Origin of the sequence: Shewanella sp. MSW, assembly GCF_007636515.1 — a bacterium.
Taxonomy (GTDB): domain Bacteria; phylum Pseudomonadota; class Gammaproteobacteria; order Enterobacterales; family Shewanellaceae; genus Shewanella; species Shewanella indica.
Genome location: NZ_LVDR01000002.1, coordinates 197340 through 213179 on the forward strand (window position 1 = coordinate 197340; position 15840 = coordinate 213179).

A 15840-nucleotide genomic window follows, 5' to 3' on the forward strand; every position below is an offset into this window, starting at 1 on the left:
TTTACCCTTCCTGAACCTGAGCTGACTCATTGCCAATAATCCTTCGGGATATCCAACACCGCTGATATAGATGCTGATGTTTTCGCGGCCTTTACACCAGCCCTCGGGGCGAAAGCCCAGAGGGCTGTGATTGGAGACAATAACGGATTTTGGGAAGCGCTTGTTTTAAAGAGGAACAATGGTCAGCAATCAGGGGCTCTGATGAGAAAAGGCGAAAGCCCCTGAACAGCTCAGTTGTTCGCTTAAGAGCCTCTTTTACTCAGGATCATAATCCAACACCGGGGCCAGCCATTTTTCGGCTTCGGCCACTGTCATCCCTTTGCGGCGGGCGTAGTCTTCCACCTGATCTCGGCCTATGTTGCTTACCCCAAAATAGCGTGATTGTGGGTGCGCAAAGTACCAGCCGCTGACCGCCGCCGTAGGGTACATGGCAAAGCTTTCGGTGATCTTGAGGTCGATACACTCATCTGGCTTAAGAAGCTGCCAAAGCAGGCCTTTTTCCGTGTGGTCCGGGCAGGCAGGGTAGCCGGGAGCCGGGCGTATGCCCTTGTACTTTTCACGAATAAGCGCCTCGTTATCCAGGTTTTCTTCGCTGGCATAACCCCAGAACTCCTTCCGCACCCGCTCGTGCATCCGCTCGGCGAAGGCTTCGGCCAGGCGGTCGGCCAGACACTTGAGCATGATGGCGCTGTAGTCATCGTGGGCCGCCTCAAAACGGGCAATATGGGCGTCGATGCCATGGCCGGCGGTGACCGCAAATCCACCCATATAGTCGGCCACGCCGCTCTCTTTGGGAGCAACAAAGTCAGAGAGACAGAAGTTGTGGTTGCCCACCCGCTCCAGCTGCATCCGTAGATGATGGGTGGTCAGCAACACTTGGCTGCGAGAGTCATCTGTGTAGATCTCGATATCATCGAAGTTGACGCTGTTGGCGGGAAAGAGGCCGATAACCCCCTTGGCGGTGAGCCACTTCTCTTGGATGATTTGCTCCAGCATCGCCTTGCCGTCGGCATAGACTTTACGGGCCTCAGTACCAACGACTTCATCATCCAGGATCTGCGGGAAATGACCGTGCAATTCCCAGGCGCGGAAAAACGGCGTCCAGTCGATGCGCTCGAGCAAGTCCTCCAGCGGATAGTCGTCAAACACCTGGATCCCCGGGGTGTTGGGCTTCATTGCTTGGTAGTTGGCCCAGTCGTGGCTGCAGCGGTTATCCCGTGCTACCTGCAAGGGCACTATCTGCTTGCGCTTGGTCTGCGACAGGCGCTTTTGGCGCATCATTTCATATTCGCGATAGGTTTCGTCTATGGTGGCCTGGCGGGTTTCATTGTTGATGAGCTTGCTGACCATGGGCACGGCGCGCGAGGCATCGGCGATATAGATGGCGCCGTGGGGGTAATGAGGCGCTATCTTCACAGCGGTATGGATCTTGGAGCAGGTGGCACCACCGATAATCGCCGGCAGGGTCAGACCTTCGCGCTCGAAGGTTTTAACGTTGTGCACCATCTCATCCAGGCTCGGGGTAATGAGCCCGGACATGCCTATGATGTCGACCTTCTCGGCCTTGGCGACTTCGATGATTTTCTCCACCGGCACCATGACACCGAGATCTATCACTTCATAGCCGTTACAGGCCAGCACCACCCCGACTATGTTCTTGCCTATGTCGTGAACATCGCCCTTGACCGTGACCATCAGCACCTTGCCGTTGCTCTGGCCTTCGACTTTTTCGGCTTCGATATAGGGGTTGAGATAGGCGACCGCTTTTTTCATCACCCGGGCGGACTTGACCACTTGCGGCAGAAACATCTTACCGGCGCCAAAGAGATCGCCCACCACGTTCATGCCGTCCATCAGCGGGCCTTCAATCACATCCAGCGGCCGCTTGGCCTGCAGGCGCGCTTCTTCGGTGTCGGCATCTATGTATTCGGTGATCCCTTTCACCAGCGCGTGTTCCAGGCGCTTGTTGACCGGCAACTTGCGCCATTCGAGATCTTCTTTCTTGCCTGCGCCGCCCGGGCCACCGCGATACTTCTCGGCGACTTCGAGCAGCTGCTCTGTGTTACTGGAGTCGGTAACCGGGCAGGGCAGGTTGAGCACCACGGCCTCTACCTTCTGCTTCAGCTCAGGGTCGATATCATCATAGATGGCCAACTGACCGGCGTTGACTATGCCCATATCCATCCCCGCCTTGATGGCGTGATAGAGGAACACGGCATGAATGGCTTCTCGCACCGGGTTGTTGCCGCGAAAGGAGAAAGAAACGTTGGACACCCCGCCGGAAATCATCGCATGGGGCAGGTTGGCCTTGATATCTGCAATGGCGCCGATAAAGTCCACCGCATAGTTATCGTGCTCCTCTATGCCGGTGGCGATGGCGAAGATATTGGGGTCGAAGATAATATCTTCCGGCGGGAAGCCCACCTTATCCACCAGCACCCGGTAGGCGCGGGTACAGATCTCGGTTTTGCGCTCCCGAGTGTCGGCCTGGCCCTGTTCGTCGAAGGCCATGATGATGGCGGCGGCGCCGTAGCGCTTCACCAGTTTGGCCTGTTCAATAAACTTGGCCTCGCCCTCTTTGAGGGAGATGGAGTTGACTATTCCCTTGCCCTGAATGCACTTGAGCCCGGCCTCAATCACCTCCCACTTGGAGGAGTCGATCATCACAGGTACCTTGCTGATATCCGGCTCTGAGGCGATAAGGTTGAGGAATTTCTGCATCATCTCGACCCCGTCGAGCATGCCCTCATCCATGTTGATATCTATGATCTGGGCGCCGTTTTCTACCTGGTCACGGGCCACCTCCAGCGCGGTTTCGTACTGGCCTTCTTTGATTAACTTGAGAAACCGGGCCGAGCCGGTGACATTGGTGCGCTCGCCCACATTCACAAACAGGCTGCTTGCATCTATGGTCAGGGGTTCCAGTCCGGAGAGGCGACATGCCACCGGCAGCTCAGGCAGCGGCCTTGGTGCATGAGGGCTAACGGCTTCAGAAATCGCCTTGATATGCGCAGGCGTGGTGCCGCAGCAGCCGCCGACAATATTGAGCAGACCCTCTTCGGCCCAGGGGCCTATCACGCTTGCCATCTCTGCCGGAGTCTCGTCATAGCCGCCGAATTCATTGGGCAGACCGGCATTGGGGTGCGCCGAGACAAAGCACTCGCTGATACGGGAAAGCTCCTCGACATAGGGCCGCAGTTCTTTCGGGCCCAGGGCGCAGTTTAGGCCTATGCTCAGCGGCTTGATATGTCTGAGAGAATGGTAAAAGGCCTCTGTGGTTTGCCCTGTCAGGGTGCGGCCCGAGGCATCGGTAATGGTGCCGGAAATCATCACCGGCAACCTTTGGTCCAGTTTCTCGAACACATTTTCGATGGCAAACAGCGCCGCCTTGGCATTGAGAGTATCGAAGATGGTTTCCACCAGGATGATGTCGGCGCCACCGGCGATCAGCGCCTCGGTGGATTCGCTGTAGGCCAACACAAGATCGTCGAAATGTATGTTGCGAAAGCCGGGATCATTCACATCCGGACTGATGGAGCAGGTGCGGTTGGTGGGGCCGAGCACCCCGGCCACATAGCGGGGAATACCGCTGGCGGCGGCCACTTCATCGGCCACTTCGCGGGCGATTTTGGCGCCTTGGTAATTGATCTCCGCCGCCAGGTTTTGCATCTCGTAGTCGGCCATGGCAATGGTGGTGGCGTTGAAGGTGTTGGTTTCTATGATGTCGGCACCGGCCAGCAGGTATTCCCTGTGAATGGTCTTGATGATCTCGCTCTGGGTCAGTACCAGCAGATCATTGTTGCCTTTGACATCGCAATGCCAATCTTTGAAGCGCTCGCCGCGGTAATCGGCTTCTTCCAGCTTGTAGTCCTGGATCATGGTGCCCATGGCGCCATCTAAAATCAGGATCCGCTCTTTGAGGGTCTGTTTGAGCTTGAGCTCTGTCTGGCTTGGGGAGTGCTGGGAAGTCGCCATAGGGTTACCTTTCATACCTGTCTTATTGCTGTTTTACATTCGCGGTGCTTGGCATCCGCGACATCATCTCTGCCGACCTGACGCCCGGGACACTATCTGGCATGATAGCCAAAGGCGTGTGTGGGCGCGGAAAGTTATTTTGGACATTTATACGTATAGACGTCCATAATATACGGATTCCGGCGGCCTGCGGCAAGGTTAAATTGGCCCGGTAACCACCGGGACTCTGACGGGAGAGGTGTGTGGCTGAACATAGGCAACTGAATATCTATCTGCTGCGGCACGGTGAATGTGAAGGCGGCGAGATTATCCGCGGCCGCAGTGATGTGGCCCTGAGCGATGAGGGCAAAGCGCAGATGTGGCGTAGCTGGCGGGCTATCAGTAGTGAGCTGGAGCAGTTGCCGAGTGCGCCCGAACGCCTGGCGCTGCTGAGTTCTCCGGCCCTGCGTTGCCAGGCCTTTGCCGCCGAGCTCAAGGCCGATATGCCCGACTATTTCCCGGCGCCGCTGCAGCAGCATGACTGGCTCTGGGAGCTAGACTTCGGTGACTGGGACGGCATGAAGGTGGCGAGTGTCTATCAGCAGCATAGCGAGGCGGCCGAAGCCTTCTGGCGTGACCCAGTGGCCAATACTCCGCCGGGCGGGGAATCGCTGCCAGCCTTTCGTAGCCGGGTGTTGGATGGCTGGCAGACTATGGTGCAGCGCTGGCTTGCGAGAGAGGTTAGTTGTTCCGAAAGCTCTGATTCAAGAGACTCTGGTTCAAAAGGCTCTGGTTCAAAAGGCTCTGGTTCTTCAGCAAGCGCCGATGCGGCACTGATCTTGACTCACAGCGGGGTTATCCGGCTGCTGCTGGCCGAGATTTTGCTGCCGGGGCAAATACCGCCTGCGGCAGTGTTCAACGCCTTGGAGCTACCTTATGCGGCCTGGGTCAGAATAACCCTCTATGCCAGCCGTGATGCCAGCGGTGATGCCAGCGGTGAAAGTGACCAGGAATGGCAGTGTTTCAGCAAGCTCCACTGGCCGCAATAGTGCTGCGCTATTGCGCCGGGCAATTGTGCCGGGCGATAAAACCGGGATAATAACCCCAAATGGCCGCCAAGTGCGGCAGCAGCCAGGGTGTTGGCGCCTTTGCAGGTGAACCAACCCAGGGAACCGGGAAAGCCCGGACTGTGCCCGCAACTGTGAGTCGCCTTTGGCGGCGAGTCAGGAGACCTGCCCAGGCTGATAAACCAAACCAGAAACCCGGGCGGGTAAACCGGGGGAGCGAATAGATGATTCTTCCACTGCAGCTTGAGCCTTCTGCCGGTCACAGGCTCAATGTCGGGGGGCGGTTATGAGCCTGGCACTCAAGGTGCAACAGCTTAGCTGGCTTCCCGGTGGTCACAGCGTATTGGCCGATGTGGGTTTTGAGCTGCCAAGTGGCAAGATGCTCGGGCTCATAGGCCCCAATGGTGCCGGTAAGTCGAGCCTGCTGCGCTGCCTCTATCGTTATATCCGCCCGGATAGCGGCCAGATCCAGCTGTTTGGTCAGGATATCCATAGCTTGTCTGCCAAAGCCTTCGCCAAAGAGGTGGCCGTGGTGCTGCAGGATACCCCGGCCCAGTTGGCACTGGATTTGACTCAATTAGTGGCCATGGGACTGACTCCCCACAAGGGGTTGTTTGATATGCCATCGGCGACCGACAAGGCCCAGGTGCAGGCGGCATTGGCGCAGGTCGGGTTGCAGCACAAGGCCGCAGAGCCTTTCGCGCAGCTTTCCGGCGGAGAGAAGCAAAGGGCCTTGATTGCCCGCGCCATAGTACAGCGCCCCAAGCTTTTGATCCTGGACGAGCCCACTAATCATCTGGATATCCGCTATCAGATCCAGATCCTCGAGCTGGTGCGCAGCCTGGGGGTCACGGTGATCGCCTCGATTCACGATCTCAATCTGGCCTCGGCCCTGTGTGACGAACTCTTACTGCTGGATAACGGCCGCCGTATTGCCCACGGCTCGCCCCAGAGCGTATTGACCGAAGACAGAATTGCCGGTGTCTTCGGTGTTTGCTGCCAGGTGGGGACGCATCCGCAGTTGGGAAGGCCGCTGATCCACTACTTTTACGGCTATCAGTCGCCAGAGCCTGGTCACGGCAAGGCTGTAAGCTCGGCGGCGCTCGCCAGTGGCGAGGTTCAAGGCGCTGCGATAGTCGAGCCAATGGCAGGGCCTGCCTCGGCCGAAACCTGTGTTGCTCACAAGGAAACTGACCGGCGCCCACGCTCGGTGGGAGGTGGCGCATGAATGCTTCCGTGGCCGCACCGGGGCGCTCGCTTATCGGCTGGTTTCTCAGGCCCTTGCCCAGACTTTACTGGTGCTGGCTGCTGTTGCTGCTCGGCACTGTGTTGACACCCTTGGCCGCCGCCGGTTTTGGCGCCGCCGATATCAGCCTCTTCGATGTGGCAAGAGTGATTGGCAAACACCTGCTGGGCGTGGGTGAGCCTTCTGCCATCAGCGAGCGTATCGTCTGGGATCTGCGCCTGCCGCGTATCTTGCTGGCCTTTATCGCCGGCAGCGGTCTGGCATTGTCGGGTTATGTATTGCAGGCGGTGACCCGCAACCCGTTGGCCGATCCTTACCTGTTCGGTATCAGCTCGGGCGCCAGCTTCGGCGCCGTGGTCTCGGTCGCCCTGGCGACCGGCCTTGGCCTGAGTTCGGCCATCTCCGGGATATCGCTGCCGCTGGGAGCCTTTATCGGTGCCAGTTTGGCTGTGCTCATGGTACTGCTGCTCGCGGGCAGGAATATCGGCAACCAGATAGAGAGAATGTTGCTCTCCGGGGTCGCCATCTCCTTTATGTTCAGCGCCCTCACCAGTTTGATCTTGTATTTTTCCACCCCGCAGGCCACCACCTCCTTGCTGTTTTGGAGTCTGGGGAGTTTTGCCCGTGCCAGTTGGGATGGGCTTGGACTGCCCACTCTGGTGGTGCTGGCGGCCTTGCTGGTGATCCTGGCCTTCAAGCGCCAGGTGCTGGCGATGCTTGCCGGTGATGAAACCGCCCACACTCTGGGGATCAGGGTGCAAAGGCTCAGGGTTTCCATGCTGCTGTTATGCTCGCTTATTACCGCCACTCTGGTGGCCCACTGCGGCGGGATAGGTTTTGTGGGGCTGATGGTGCCTCATATTGTCAGGTTGTTGCTGCCGGGGCAGCATCCCATGGTGCTGACGGCACTGGCGGGCGGCCTGTTTATGGTTTGGGTCGATGTGCTGGCTCGCAGCATACTGCCCACCCAAGAGCTGCCGGTGGGGGTGATCACCTCGGCCATCGGCAGTCTGTTTTTCCTGATGGTGCTGCGTAAACGCGGCCAATAACGATAAGAGAGGGAAGGATGTACCAGGTTGCAGCAATCAATCACGCGCTGGATGACGCGATTCAGGCCCGCATAGACAACAAGACCAAACCCCTGGGCGCTTTGGGTGAGCTGGAGGCTTTGGCGCTGCAGTTGGGGCGCATTCAGCTCGGTTCCGCCACTGATGAGTTAGTCATCCGCCGCCCCGTGATGCTGGTGTTTGCCGCCGACCATGGTATTGCCGCGGCCGGGGTGTCGATTGCTCCCAGCGAGGTGACCACCCAAATGGTGCTTAACTTTGTTGCCGGCGGCGCCGCCATCAATGTGTTTTGTCGCCAGACCGGCTTCGAGCTGGAGGTGATTGACTGCGGCATTCTCAGCCCCTTGGGGATCCCCGAGGTTACAGAGCAGCGTCTGGGCGCCGGTACCGGGCCTATCCACAAACGCGCCGCTATGACTCTGGGCGCTGTGCGTCAAGGGTTTGCCATGGCGCGCACCTTGGTAAAACGCCATATCGATGCCGGCAGCAACCTGCTGGCGCTGGGGGAGATGGGAATAGGCAACACCTCTTCTGCCGCCGCCGTGATGGCCGCTCTGACAGGCTTGCCTGTGAGTGAATGTGTCGGCCGCGGCACCGGCATAGATGCCGCGACGCTTAAGCGCAAATGCCTGCTGATAGAGCAGGCACTGCTGCTGCACCACTGCGAGCTGACCGAGCCACTCAGTATCCTCGCCTGCCTCGGAGGCTTTGAAATAGTGCAGATGACAGGGGCCATGTTGGCGGCGGCCGAATTTGGCGTGCCCGTGCTGGTGGACGGTTTTATCGCGTCGACAGCGGCGCTGGCGGCTGTGCGTTTGGCGCCGGGGGTGAGGGATTATCTTATTTTTGCCCATGAGTCTGAAGAGCGCGGCCACAAGTTGCTGCTCGAGGCCATGTCCGCCAAGCCCTTGCTCAGGCTTGGGCTCAGGTTGGGCGAAGGCTCGGGCGCGGCGCTGGCGCTGCCTTTGGTGCAGGCGGCGGCCAACTTCTACAACCAGATGGCCAGCTTTGGTGAAGCCGGGGTCGACAAGGTGGTAGAGCCTGCTACCCAAGAGGTGCTCTGATGGGATTCTGGCTCGGGCAGCTGCGGCTATTTTTGATCGCAATAGGTTTTTTCACCCGTATTCCTGTACCCAGCGCCCTGACGGTGGACAGCGACAGCCTCAACAAGGCCAGCCGCTACTTTGGCCTGGTGGGCGTGGTGGTGGGTTTGATCTCCGCCTTGGTGTTACTGCTGGCCGCCGGCATATTGCCAAGCTCCATCGCCATAGTGCTGGCGATGATTAGCAGTGTGCTGGTTACCGGCGGTTTTCATGAAGATGGCCTGGCCGACACCGCCGATGGTTTCGGCGGCGGTTGGCGGGTAGAAGACAAACTGAAAATCATGAAAGACAGCCGCCTTGGCAGCTATGGCGCCTTGGCATTGGTGTTGGTGTTGCTGCTCAAGTACCAGTTACTGCTGGAGTTGGCACTTTACGACATCAACCAGGCGGCGCTGGCCCTGGTATTGGCGCACTGTGTCAGCCGGGTGACGGCGGCCAGCATTATCTTCAGCGAAACCTATGTTCGCGACGAGGGCAAAAGCAAACCTTTGGCGCAGCAGCAGGGGCTCAATGAGCTGGGTATTTTGCTGCTGACTGGAATTGTGCTGACGGCACTGCTGTCCACCACGCTGCTGTTCTGGCTATTGCCGACCATGTTGCTGCTGCGTTGGGCCCTGGTGTTTTGGTTCCGGCGCCAGATTGGCGGTTACACAGGTGATACCCTAGGGGCGGCGCAGCAGGTGAGTGAGCTGGCGGTTTATATGCTGTTGCTGGCATTGGGAGGCAGCCCGGCATGATCCATCTTATTCTGGGCGGTGCCCGCAGCGGCAAGAGTGGTTACGCCGAGCGGCAACTGGCCGACTTGTGCCCGGCCAATGTCCGCCCCTGGTATCTGGCAACAGCCGAGGCCGCCGATGAGGAGATGGCCCGGCGTATCACCCACCATCAAACTGAACGCCAAGGCGGCAGCCTCGAATGGCAGTTGGCCGAGGTGCCGCTCGATTTGACCAAGGCGCTTGTGCAGCGCTCAGGCTCTGGAGCGCCGGTATTGGTAGACTGCCTGACGCTTTGGCTCAGTAATCAGCTCTGCTTTGGTGCCGATATGGCTTGTGAACGCGCGGCCTTGCTGCAGGCGGTAGCCGAGTTTGACGGCGATCTGCTGTTGGTGAGCAATGAAGTTGGCTCCGGCATAGTGCCGCTTGGGGAGCTGAGTCGGCGTTTTGTCGATGAGGCCGGTTGGCTCAATCAGGCGCTGGCTGCCAAGGCAGACAGAGTCACTCTGGTTGTCGCAGGTTTACCGCTGGCGTTAAAGCCTGTGAGCTCTGATAGCAGTGGCTCCCTGGGCTTGAGCGTTTCGGGTACAAGCCCGGATCAGCGGGGTAAGGTATGAGTAATCCAGTACCCCATAATGGCGCAGAACTTAAAGCTGAATTGTCGGCTCTGGCCCGGCCTGGCCGCAGCCTTATGGTGCAGGGCACCACTTCGGATGCCGGTAAGAGCACCTTAGTGGCCGGACTCTGTCGTGTGTTTCATCGTCATGGTCAGCGAGTGGCGCCCTTCAAGCCGCAAAATATGGCGCTTAACAGCGCCGTCACCCGGGATGGCGGTGAAATTGGCCGGGCCCAGGCGCTGCAGGCGGTGGCCGCCGGTCTTGAGCCGAGAATCGACTTCAACCCGGTATTGCTTAAACCCAGCTCGGATACCAAGGCGCAGGTGATAATTCAGGGCAAGGCGCTGACCAGCCTGGAAGCCGCCGCCTTTTTCGGCCCCGAGAGTCGTGACTATAAAGCCGCTGCCATGCAGGCGGCGTTGGCATCCTGGCACAGGTTGCAGCAGGAGTTTGACTGGCTGCTGGTAGAAGGCGCCGGTAGCCCGGCCGAAATCAATTTGCGCCAGGGCGATATTGCCAATATGGGCTTTGCCGAAGCGGTGGACTGCCCGGTGATCCTCATCGCCGATATTGACAAGGGCGGGGTATTTGCCCACCTGGTCGGTACCTTGGCCCTGCTGTCCGAGAGTGAGCAGGCGCGGGTAAAAGGCTTTGTGATCAATCGTTTTCGCGGTGATATCTCATTGCTGCAGTCCGGGCTGGATTGGCTCGAGGCTCACACCGGCAAGCCGGTATTGGGCGTATTGCCCTACCTCGATGCCCTGCATCTGGACGCCGAAGATGCACTGGTGCAAACAACTGCTCAGTCTCAGGGGGGAACTACCGAGCAGCCGACAACAGCTCAATCAGCACGAGCTCAATCTGAAGCAACTCAATCTGAAACAACTCAATCTGAAAGAACTGGGACGCGACTGCGAGTCGGCGTCTTGGTGTACCCCAGGATCAGCAACCATACCGACTTTGACCCGCTGCGGCTGCATCCGGATATCGAGTTTTATTATATAGGGCCGACCCATCAGGGCGAACTTCCTGGGCTGGATCTCCTGCTGCTGCCCGGCAGCAAGAATGTGCGCGCCGACCTGGCTTTTATCCGCCAACAGGGCTGGGATAAGGGCATAGCCCGCCATCTGCGCTATGGCGGCAAGCTTATCGGTATCTGCGGCGGCTTTCAGATGCTGGGGCAGAGCATTGCCGACCCCTTGGGGCTGGAAGACTTGCCCGGTACCAGCCAAGGACTGGGCTACCTGCCGCTCACTACCGAGCTGCAAGTCGAAAAACAGCTGCTCAATGTCAGCGGTAGCCTGAGGCTTGGGCAATCATCGGCGTCAGTCTCCGGCTATGAGATCCACTGCGGAGCGTCGCGGATCCCGGACCAATACACCCAGCCACTGTTGCTTAATGAGCGAGGCAGTGACGCCAACCGCGTCAGCGCCACTGAGCCTGCAAAAACCACAGTACCTACACAAATCGCAGCAGTCCGCAGCGAAGGCCTGCTGTCGGAGGATAATCAAATTCTCGGCAGTTATTTGCATGGTCTGTTTGACAGCCCAGAGGCCTGTGAGCTGCTGCTCGCCTGGGCCGGGATGACGGCGCCACAGGGCCATGCCGTGGATATCAATCAGCAGCGCCAGCAACAGCTGGATCGTTTGGCCGATGTGCTGGAGCAACATCTGGATTTCAATAAAATAATCAACATATTCAAAGAGGAAGGCCAGGGTGACCGATAATAATCAAACCGATATCAAGGCAGAGCGTCATAAACAGCGGCAGCAGAAAGTAAAAGCGGCGGTGGATGCCAAAATCGCGGCCGCCACCGAAGAGAAGGGCATACTCCTGGTCGTGACAGGTAACGGCAAGGGCAAGTCCACCTCCGGCTTTGGCACTCTGGCCCGCGCGGTCGGTCATGGCAAGCAGGGCGCCGTGGTGCAGTTTATCAAGGGCACCTGGGAGTGCGGTGAGCGCAAGCTACTGGAAGGCGCCGGGGTCAAGTTCGAAGTCATGGGCACAGGCTTTACCTGGGACACCCAGGACAAAGCCAAGGATATCGCCGCCGCCGAAAAGGCCTGGGCGGCCGCCGAAAAATGGCTTCAGGATGCCAGCATAGACATACTGCTGCTCGATGAACTCACCTATATGGTCAGCTACCACTATCTGGATCTGCAGCGAGTGATAGATGCGTTGCAAAATCGTCCCCCCATGCAGCATGTGATCATCACCGGCCGCAACTGCCACAGGCAACTGATTGAATTGGCAGATACTGTCAGTGAGGTGAATAGCGTGAAGCATGCGTTTGAGGCGGGGGTTAAAGCGCAGCCTGGTTTCGACTACTGAATCTGCAGCCTGTTCTTCGAGGCTGACGGTATTGCCAGCGTAGCTTCATCCCATCACCTAGGATAACTAGGCTCAGGGACTGAAGCGACTCGGCGGCTTTGTCAGCCCTCGATCAGACTGCAGTGCTTTACTTTTTGTGCGACCGTGGAGCTATTGTCTGCGTCGGCTCACCCAATCACATACTCATTGTATGCTCATGGGCTGATTTAGTGCTTAAATTACCTAGTGGTGCTTGAACGCAAACAGAAAGAAGATTAAGTTATTGTTCTATAGTGGGTGGCTTGTTTTTCTATGAAAACAGTTGATTTTTACATTTTAAAAAATAAATTTACTAAAAAAGTAAAAGGAATCTATTGATGCAGTATATTAATACCACTTGCTACCATATTGATATACAGAAAGGAACCTATTCCGAATTTATAGAAAATGCTAGTTCTAAGCAAAACTTTAAAGATTTTGCGAAAGAAGCAGTTAAACATACTCAGAACACTAGTAACGCTCAAGAGTTCATTTTTAATACTGACTCACTTGTTGAGAAAGAGTTTCTAACCTATCGAGAACATTTGCCTCATTGGACTGTAATGTGTGACAAGTTTTCTGCTGAGCTATTGGTAGAACAGCAAGCATCTCAAAGGAGTATTGATCACTTAAATAAGAAGGTTACACCTGGTAGCTTACTGATTATCCACTGTAAACCGAATGCAAATGTCGATTTACTAGTCCTTGTTAAGATGGAACAAGAAGAGTTTGCGAATGTTATCGATTTTGAACATCAATACGGTTTGCCTACTGAAAAAAAAGCGCTGAATACTGCTTTAATGAGATTTGAAAAAGGATCTCCTACTAGCTTACTTGTATCAAGAACTAACGCATTCTGGGTAAAATTCCTGGATGTATATCCAGTAAGATCTGATAATGTAAATACAGCAAATGCGTTTAACGCTATCGACATTGCACTTAGAAAAGTTAAGCGTGATGGGTTTAAGGCTGATCACTTGGCTCTTCGTAATCATCTGATTACTTATCTAAGAAACAATGAAGGCAAAACGGTTGTTTACACTGAATTAGTTGAGACAGTATTTGATTATCACAAACCTTTGGATAAGAACTTTCTTGCTAAAGAATTTGCCAATAGCTTAAGGGATTTACCTAATAAGAAGACCGGTAAGCAGGCATTTGACCCACACTTTCAGATAGATATGGAAGATGTAAAAGCGAAAAAGCGTACAACATCTATCGGGTTGACGGACAAGATTGAATTAAGTTTGAAAGATGGTATCGAAAACCTAGATGAAACGATTCTGCCTTATAAGGAAAACGGGCGAAAAGGTATCGTTGTTTTCTCTGATGAAGGTTTCGAATACTTCAAAAAAAGTGAGGATTGAGAGGTATAATGTTAGATAGTGTGAGCAGAATTTGGCAAAAGCCAATAGATACGTGGGAGAGTATGACTGAATCTCTCATGTATTTCTCTGCATCAAGTAAGTTGGATAGCTTAGTTGAGAGCGATGTTGAGTCATTGTCTCAATTTCTTGACTCACACCGAAAACATCAAGACAAGTTTACCCTAAAAATATTCTATGATGTTGGCGAGTCGATAGAGTTTTCGAATAATACATCTATCCCGAAAACCCATGAAAAACTTGAAGACTTACGTCGAGAAATAAGCGGTTTAGAGGGAGATGAACATGTATCTGTGTCTTTATCTATCTCAAAGCAATTGCTTGAATCAAAAGATGGTGTACTGGTAGACAATGTTTATTCATTAGATGCACTCTCATCGTATCTGAATAGCCTGACTTTAGCTCAGCTCCATCGTTCTTTTTCTGAGCGTTACTGGAGAAAAGGGGTTAATGGGGTAGCTTTTATTGGAGATTATAGTCGTTCATTGCATACAGACTATTTTTACTTTATTCCAAAAGATGAATTTAATATTGAGCTATTTGAGCCTCATTTTAACCATTATAGAGCAGGTGAAATTCATCGGCTTAGAGGTTCTCTTGGTCATTTTGCAAATGCATCAGAGTGGTTTTTGCTACCTGATCATTTCAAGCTCACAGAAGCATTAGGAGGTGAGTTTACTTCAATATGTCTTCTTTTTAATGCCTTAAATAATGCTTATTTGATTAGCTTTTTAAGCAACTTTGCGATCATTACTGAGCAAGGTATAGAGTACCGCTTGAAGGGACTAAAAGATATCTCTGGAACCTACGACTTTGAAGCATTAAAACACATAGATGCGAATGCTTTGTGGGAGTTGTATCAATGGATTTATGAGGGTAATACGGTCGATAAGCTTGGTGTGGCGCGAAATATTATTCCTTTACATGTTGATGATTTGTTGAGTGTTAGTCCACCAGTTTTAACTTCTGCATATTCTAGTTTTATCTTGTCTCAGAAAGACGATGTGAAGAGTTATATCGAGACAACGAAAAAAGTAGCTGAACAGGTTCAAATTACTTCTCAAAAGGCAAGTGAAGTAGCAGAAAAAATAGCAAACTCAATCAAAACAGGCGTTCTTGGTGTTACGACTTTTGCGATATCAACAATACTGTTTCGGATATTTACTAAAGGTAGTGAGCTAAAAACATATACTGAGTTATTTACATTCATTGGATCTCCACTTTTTGTTTCAATGATAATGTTTGCCCTTGCTGTATTCTCGGGCTTATTTGGATTAGCATGGTATGAGTCTAAGCAGGAGCAAGTGCGCTTCAGAGAAATGTATGAGCAATTTAAAAAGACGTATGAATCGGTATTAACTCGAGAGGATATGGAGAATCTACTCGAAAATGATGTATATTTTGAGAAAAGTTACCTTTTTATAACAGAAAGAAGAAGTATGTACACCTGGGCGTGGGGAGCTGTACTCTCAGTCTCGATAACTATTTTGGCACTCGCAAGTTGTTTCGTTGATTAAAAGTAAAAATAGGGAAAGTGGGCACCCAGCGTGGATGGTCGCTTAAATTCTACTTTTAACTGCGGTTAAAAAGGGGAGGATTACCCTAGATTTTGTTTAGTTTGAAGCCGATAAAGCTAAGAAACTGGTGAGGCATCGCGGTTTACTAGCATGTAACAAATTAAGTAAGAGCCAACCTTAGTTGCGGAGCCGAGGACCATATATTTCCTCATTTTTGACTCGATCTTTTCAGCTTGCATTTTCTTTTCCCATTTTATTTTCTGTTCTGAGGGCTTTATGAATATCGATGAATTACTCAATGTTGTAGCAGAACAAGAATCTAATTCTTGTTCTGAGTGCGGAAAGGAATCCAAGCTTCATTTGACTAACTCTGATGGCCTGGAAAACAAACTTCATTTTATGGGTAAAATAGAACCAATGACTTTTCTCGGTTATCAGACTTACAGCAAAAATGGTAGTAATCCATTTTCAGATATGGCTCCTGTGAGTTTGTCGCATTACCCTTACAACGGTAGTGATGTATATCGTTGTGATTCGTGTATGGCTACATTTGTCATATATTTAGAAACTGGTGGGCATGCTGCAAGATACCAAGCAAGGTGGATTAGGCGTGATCTTAACTTTTTACCCTAACAAGTAATAATGAACTGACCTTTCCCCCGAATTTAAGACCATGACATTGATATGACTCCCTTGGCCAAATTGATGAAAACTTATGATAAAGAGATTAGATAATATGATGGCTTGCTATGATTTATAAATTGTTGCTTTGGCTTGGTTTATTATATTTTGATAAAAATAACGTGTTAAGAGTGAACAAAT

Annotated in this window: 12 protein-coding genes and 1 riboswitch; of the genes, 11 read left to right on the forward strand and 1 reads right to left on the reverse strand. The window is 53.5% G+C overall.

The window, feature by feature from the left end; genetic code table 11:
* Positions 1-255: 255 nt before the first annotated feature.
* Positions 256-3975 carry a methionine synthase gene (metH, locus tag AYI96_RS02495; protein ID WP_144360938.1) on the reverse strand — a complete coding sequence of 1240 codons (3720 nt, stop codon included), beginning with the start codon at positions 3973-3975 and terminating at the stop codon, positions 256-258.
* Between the two features lie 242 nt (positions 3976-4217).
* Here metH and AYI96_RS02500 point away from each other — a divergent pair, with 242 nt between their 5' ends.
* The 11 genes from AYI96_RS02500 to AYI96_RS02550 all read left to right on the forward strand — a co-directional run bounded on the left by AYI96_RS02500 (position 4218) and on the right by AYI96_RS02550 (position 15651).
* Positions 4218-5003, forward strand: a complete 786-nt coding sequence (locus AYI96_RS02500) for a histidine phosphatase family protein (RefSeq protein ID WP_144360939.1) — start codon at positions 4218-4220, stop codon at positions 5001-5003.
* A 68-nt stretch (positions 5004-5071) separates the two neighbouring features.
* A riboswitch (cobalamin riboswitch) is annotated at positions 5072-5209 on the forward strand.
* 98 nt (positions 5210-5307) lie between these two features.
* Positions 5308-6249: an ABC transporter ATP-binding protein gene (locus tag AYI96_RS02505; RefSeq protein ID WP_144360940.1), complete on the forward strand. Its 942-nt coding sequence runs from the start codon at positions 5308-5310 to the stop codon at positions 6247-6249.
* Entirely contained in the window at positions 6246-7316 is a 1071-nt protein-coding gene (locus AYI96_RS02510; RefSeq protein ID WP_093982376.1) for a FecCD family ABC transporter permease, read from the forward strand. Before AYI96_RS02505 ends, AYI96_RS02510 begins: the two co-directional genes overlap by 4 nt.
* Positions 7317-7333: 17 nt before the next feature.
* Complete coding sequence (gene cobT, locus AYI96_RS02515) at positions 7334-8398, forward strand: nicotinate-nucleotide--dimethylbenzimidazole phosphoribosyltransferase (protein ID WP_039034161.1); 1065 nt, start codon at positions 7334-7336, stop codon at positions 8396-8398.
* Entirely contained in the window at positions 8398-9174 is a 777-nt protein-coding gene (locus AYI96_RS02520; protein ID WP_025011255.1) for an adenosylcobinamide-GDP ribazoletransferase, read from the forward strand. Before cobT ends, AYI96_RS02520 begins: the two co-directional genes overlap by 1 nt.
* Positions 9171-9767, forward strand: coding sequence for a bifunctional adenosylcobinamide kinase/adenosylcobinamide-phosphate guanylyltransferase (cobU, locus tag AYI96_RS02525; protein WP_144360941.1), 597 nt, complete (start codon positions 9171-9173; stop codon positions 9765-9767). Before AYI96_RS02520 ends, cobU begins: the two co-directional genes overlap by 4 nt.
* Before the next feature lie 74 nt (positions 9768-9841).
* A complete protein-coding gene (locus AYI96_RS02530) occupies positions 9842-11494 on the forward strand; it encodes a cobyric acid synthase (RefSeq protein WP_144360993.1) in 1653 nt (550 codons plus the stop codon).
* Complete coding sequence (gene cobO, locus AYI96_RS02535; RefSeq protein ID WP_025011252.1) at positions 11484-12098, forward strand: cob(I)yrinic acid a,c-diamide adenosyltransferase; 615 nt, start codon at positions 11484-11486, stop codon at positions 12096-12098. Before AYI96_RS02530 ends, cobO begins: the two co-directional genes overlap by 11 nt.
* Positions 12099-12454: 356 nt before the next feature.
* A complete protein-coding gene (locus AYI96_RS02540) occupies positions 12455-13483 on the forward strand; it encodes a nucleoid-associated protein (RefSeq protein ID WP_144360942.1) in 1029 nt (342 codons plus the stop codon).
* A 62-nt stretch (positions 13484-13545) separates the two neighbouring features.
* Entirely contained in the window at positions 13546-15018 is a 1473-nt protein-coding gene (locus AYI96_RS02545) for a hypothetical protein (RefSeq protein ID WP_144360943.1), read from the forward strand.
* Positions 15019-15294: 276 nt separating this feature from the next.
* Positions 15295-15651, forward strand: a complete 357-nt coding sequence (locus AYI96_RS02550) for a hypothetical protein (RefSeq protein WP_144360944.1) — start codon at positions 15295-15297, stop codon at positions 15649-15651.
* Positions 15652-15840: the final 189 nt, after the last annotated feature.

Excerpts from the sequence above, each read along its gene's own strand:
- cobT (WP_039034161.1), top strand. The coding sequence starts at position 7,334 with ATGTACCAGGTTGCAGCAATCAATCACGCGCTGGATGACGCGATTCAG.
- AYI96_RS02530 (WP_144360993.1), top strand. The coding sequence starts at position 9,842 with ATGGTGCAGGGCACCACTTCGGATGCCGGTAAGAGCACCTTAGTGGCC.
- AYI96_RS02540 (WP_144360942.1), top strand. The coding sequence starts at position 12,455 with ATGCAGTATATTAATACCACTTGCTACCATATTGATATACAGAAAGGA.
- metH (WP_144360938.1), bottom strand. The coding sequence starts at position 3,975 with ATGGCGACTTCCCAGCACTCCCCAAGCCAGACAGAGCTCAAGCTCAAA.
- AYI96_RS02505 (WP_144360940.1), top strand. The coding sequence starts at position 5,308 with ATGAGCCTGGCACTCAAGGTGCAACAGCTTAGCTGGCTTCCCGGTGGT.
- AYI96_RS02545 (WP_144360943.1), top strand. The coding sequence starts at position 13,546 with ATGACTGAATCTCTCATGTATTTCTCTGCATCAAGTAAGTTGGATAGC.
- cobU (WP_144360941.1), top strand. The coding sequence starts at position 9,171 with ATGATCCATCTTATTCTGGGCGGTGCCCGCAGCGGCAAGAGTGGTTAC.
- AYI96_RS02510 (WP_093982376.1), top strand. The coding sequence starts at position 6,246 with ATGAATGCTTCCGTGGCCGCACCGGGGCGCTCGCTTATCGGCTGGTTT.
- AYI96_RS02520 (WP_025011255.1), top strand. The coding sequence starts at position 8,398 with ATGGGATTCTGGCTCGGGCAGCTGCGGCTATTTTTGATCGCAATAGGT.
- AYI96_RS02550 (WP_144360944.1), top strand. The coding sequence starts at position 15,295 with ATGAATATCGATGAATTACTCAATGTTGTAGCAGAACAAGAATCTAAT.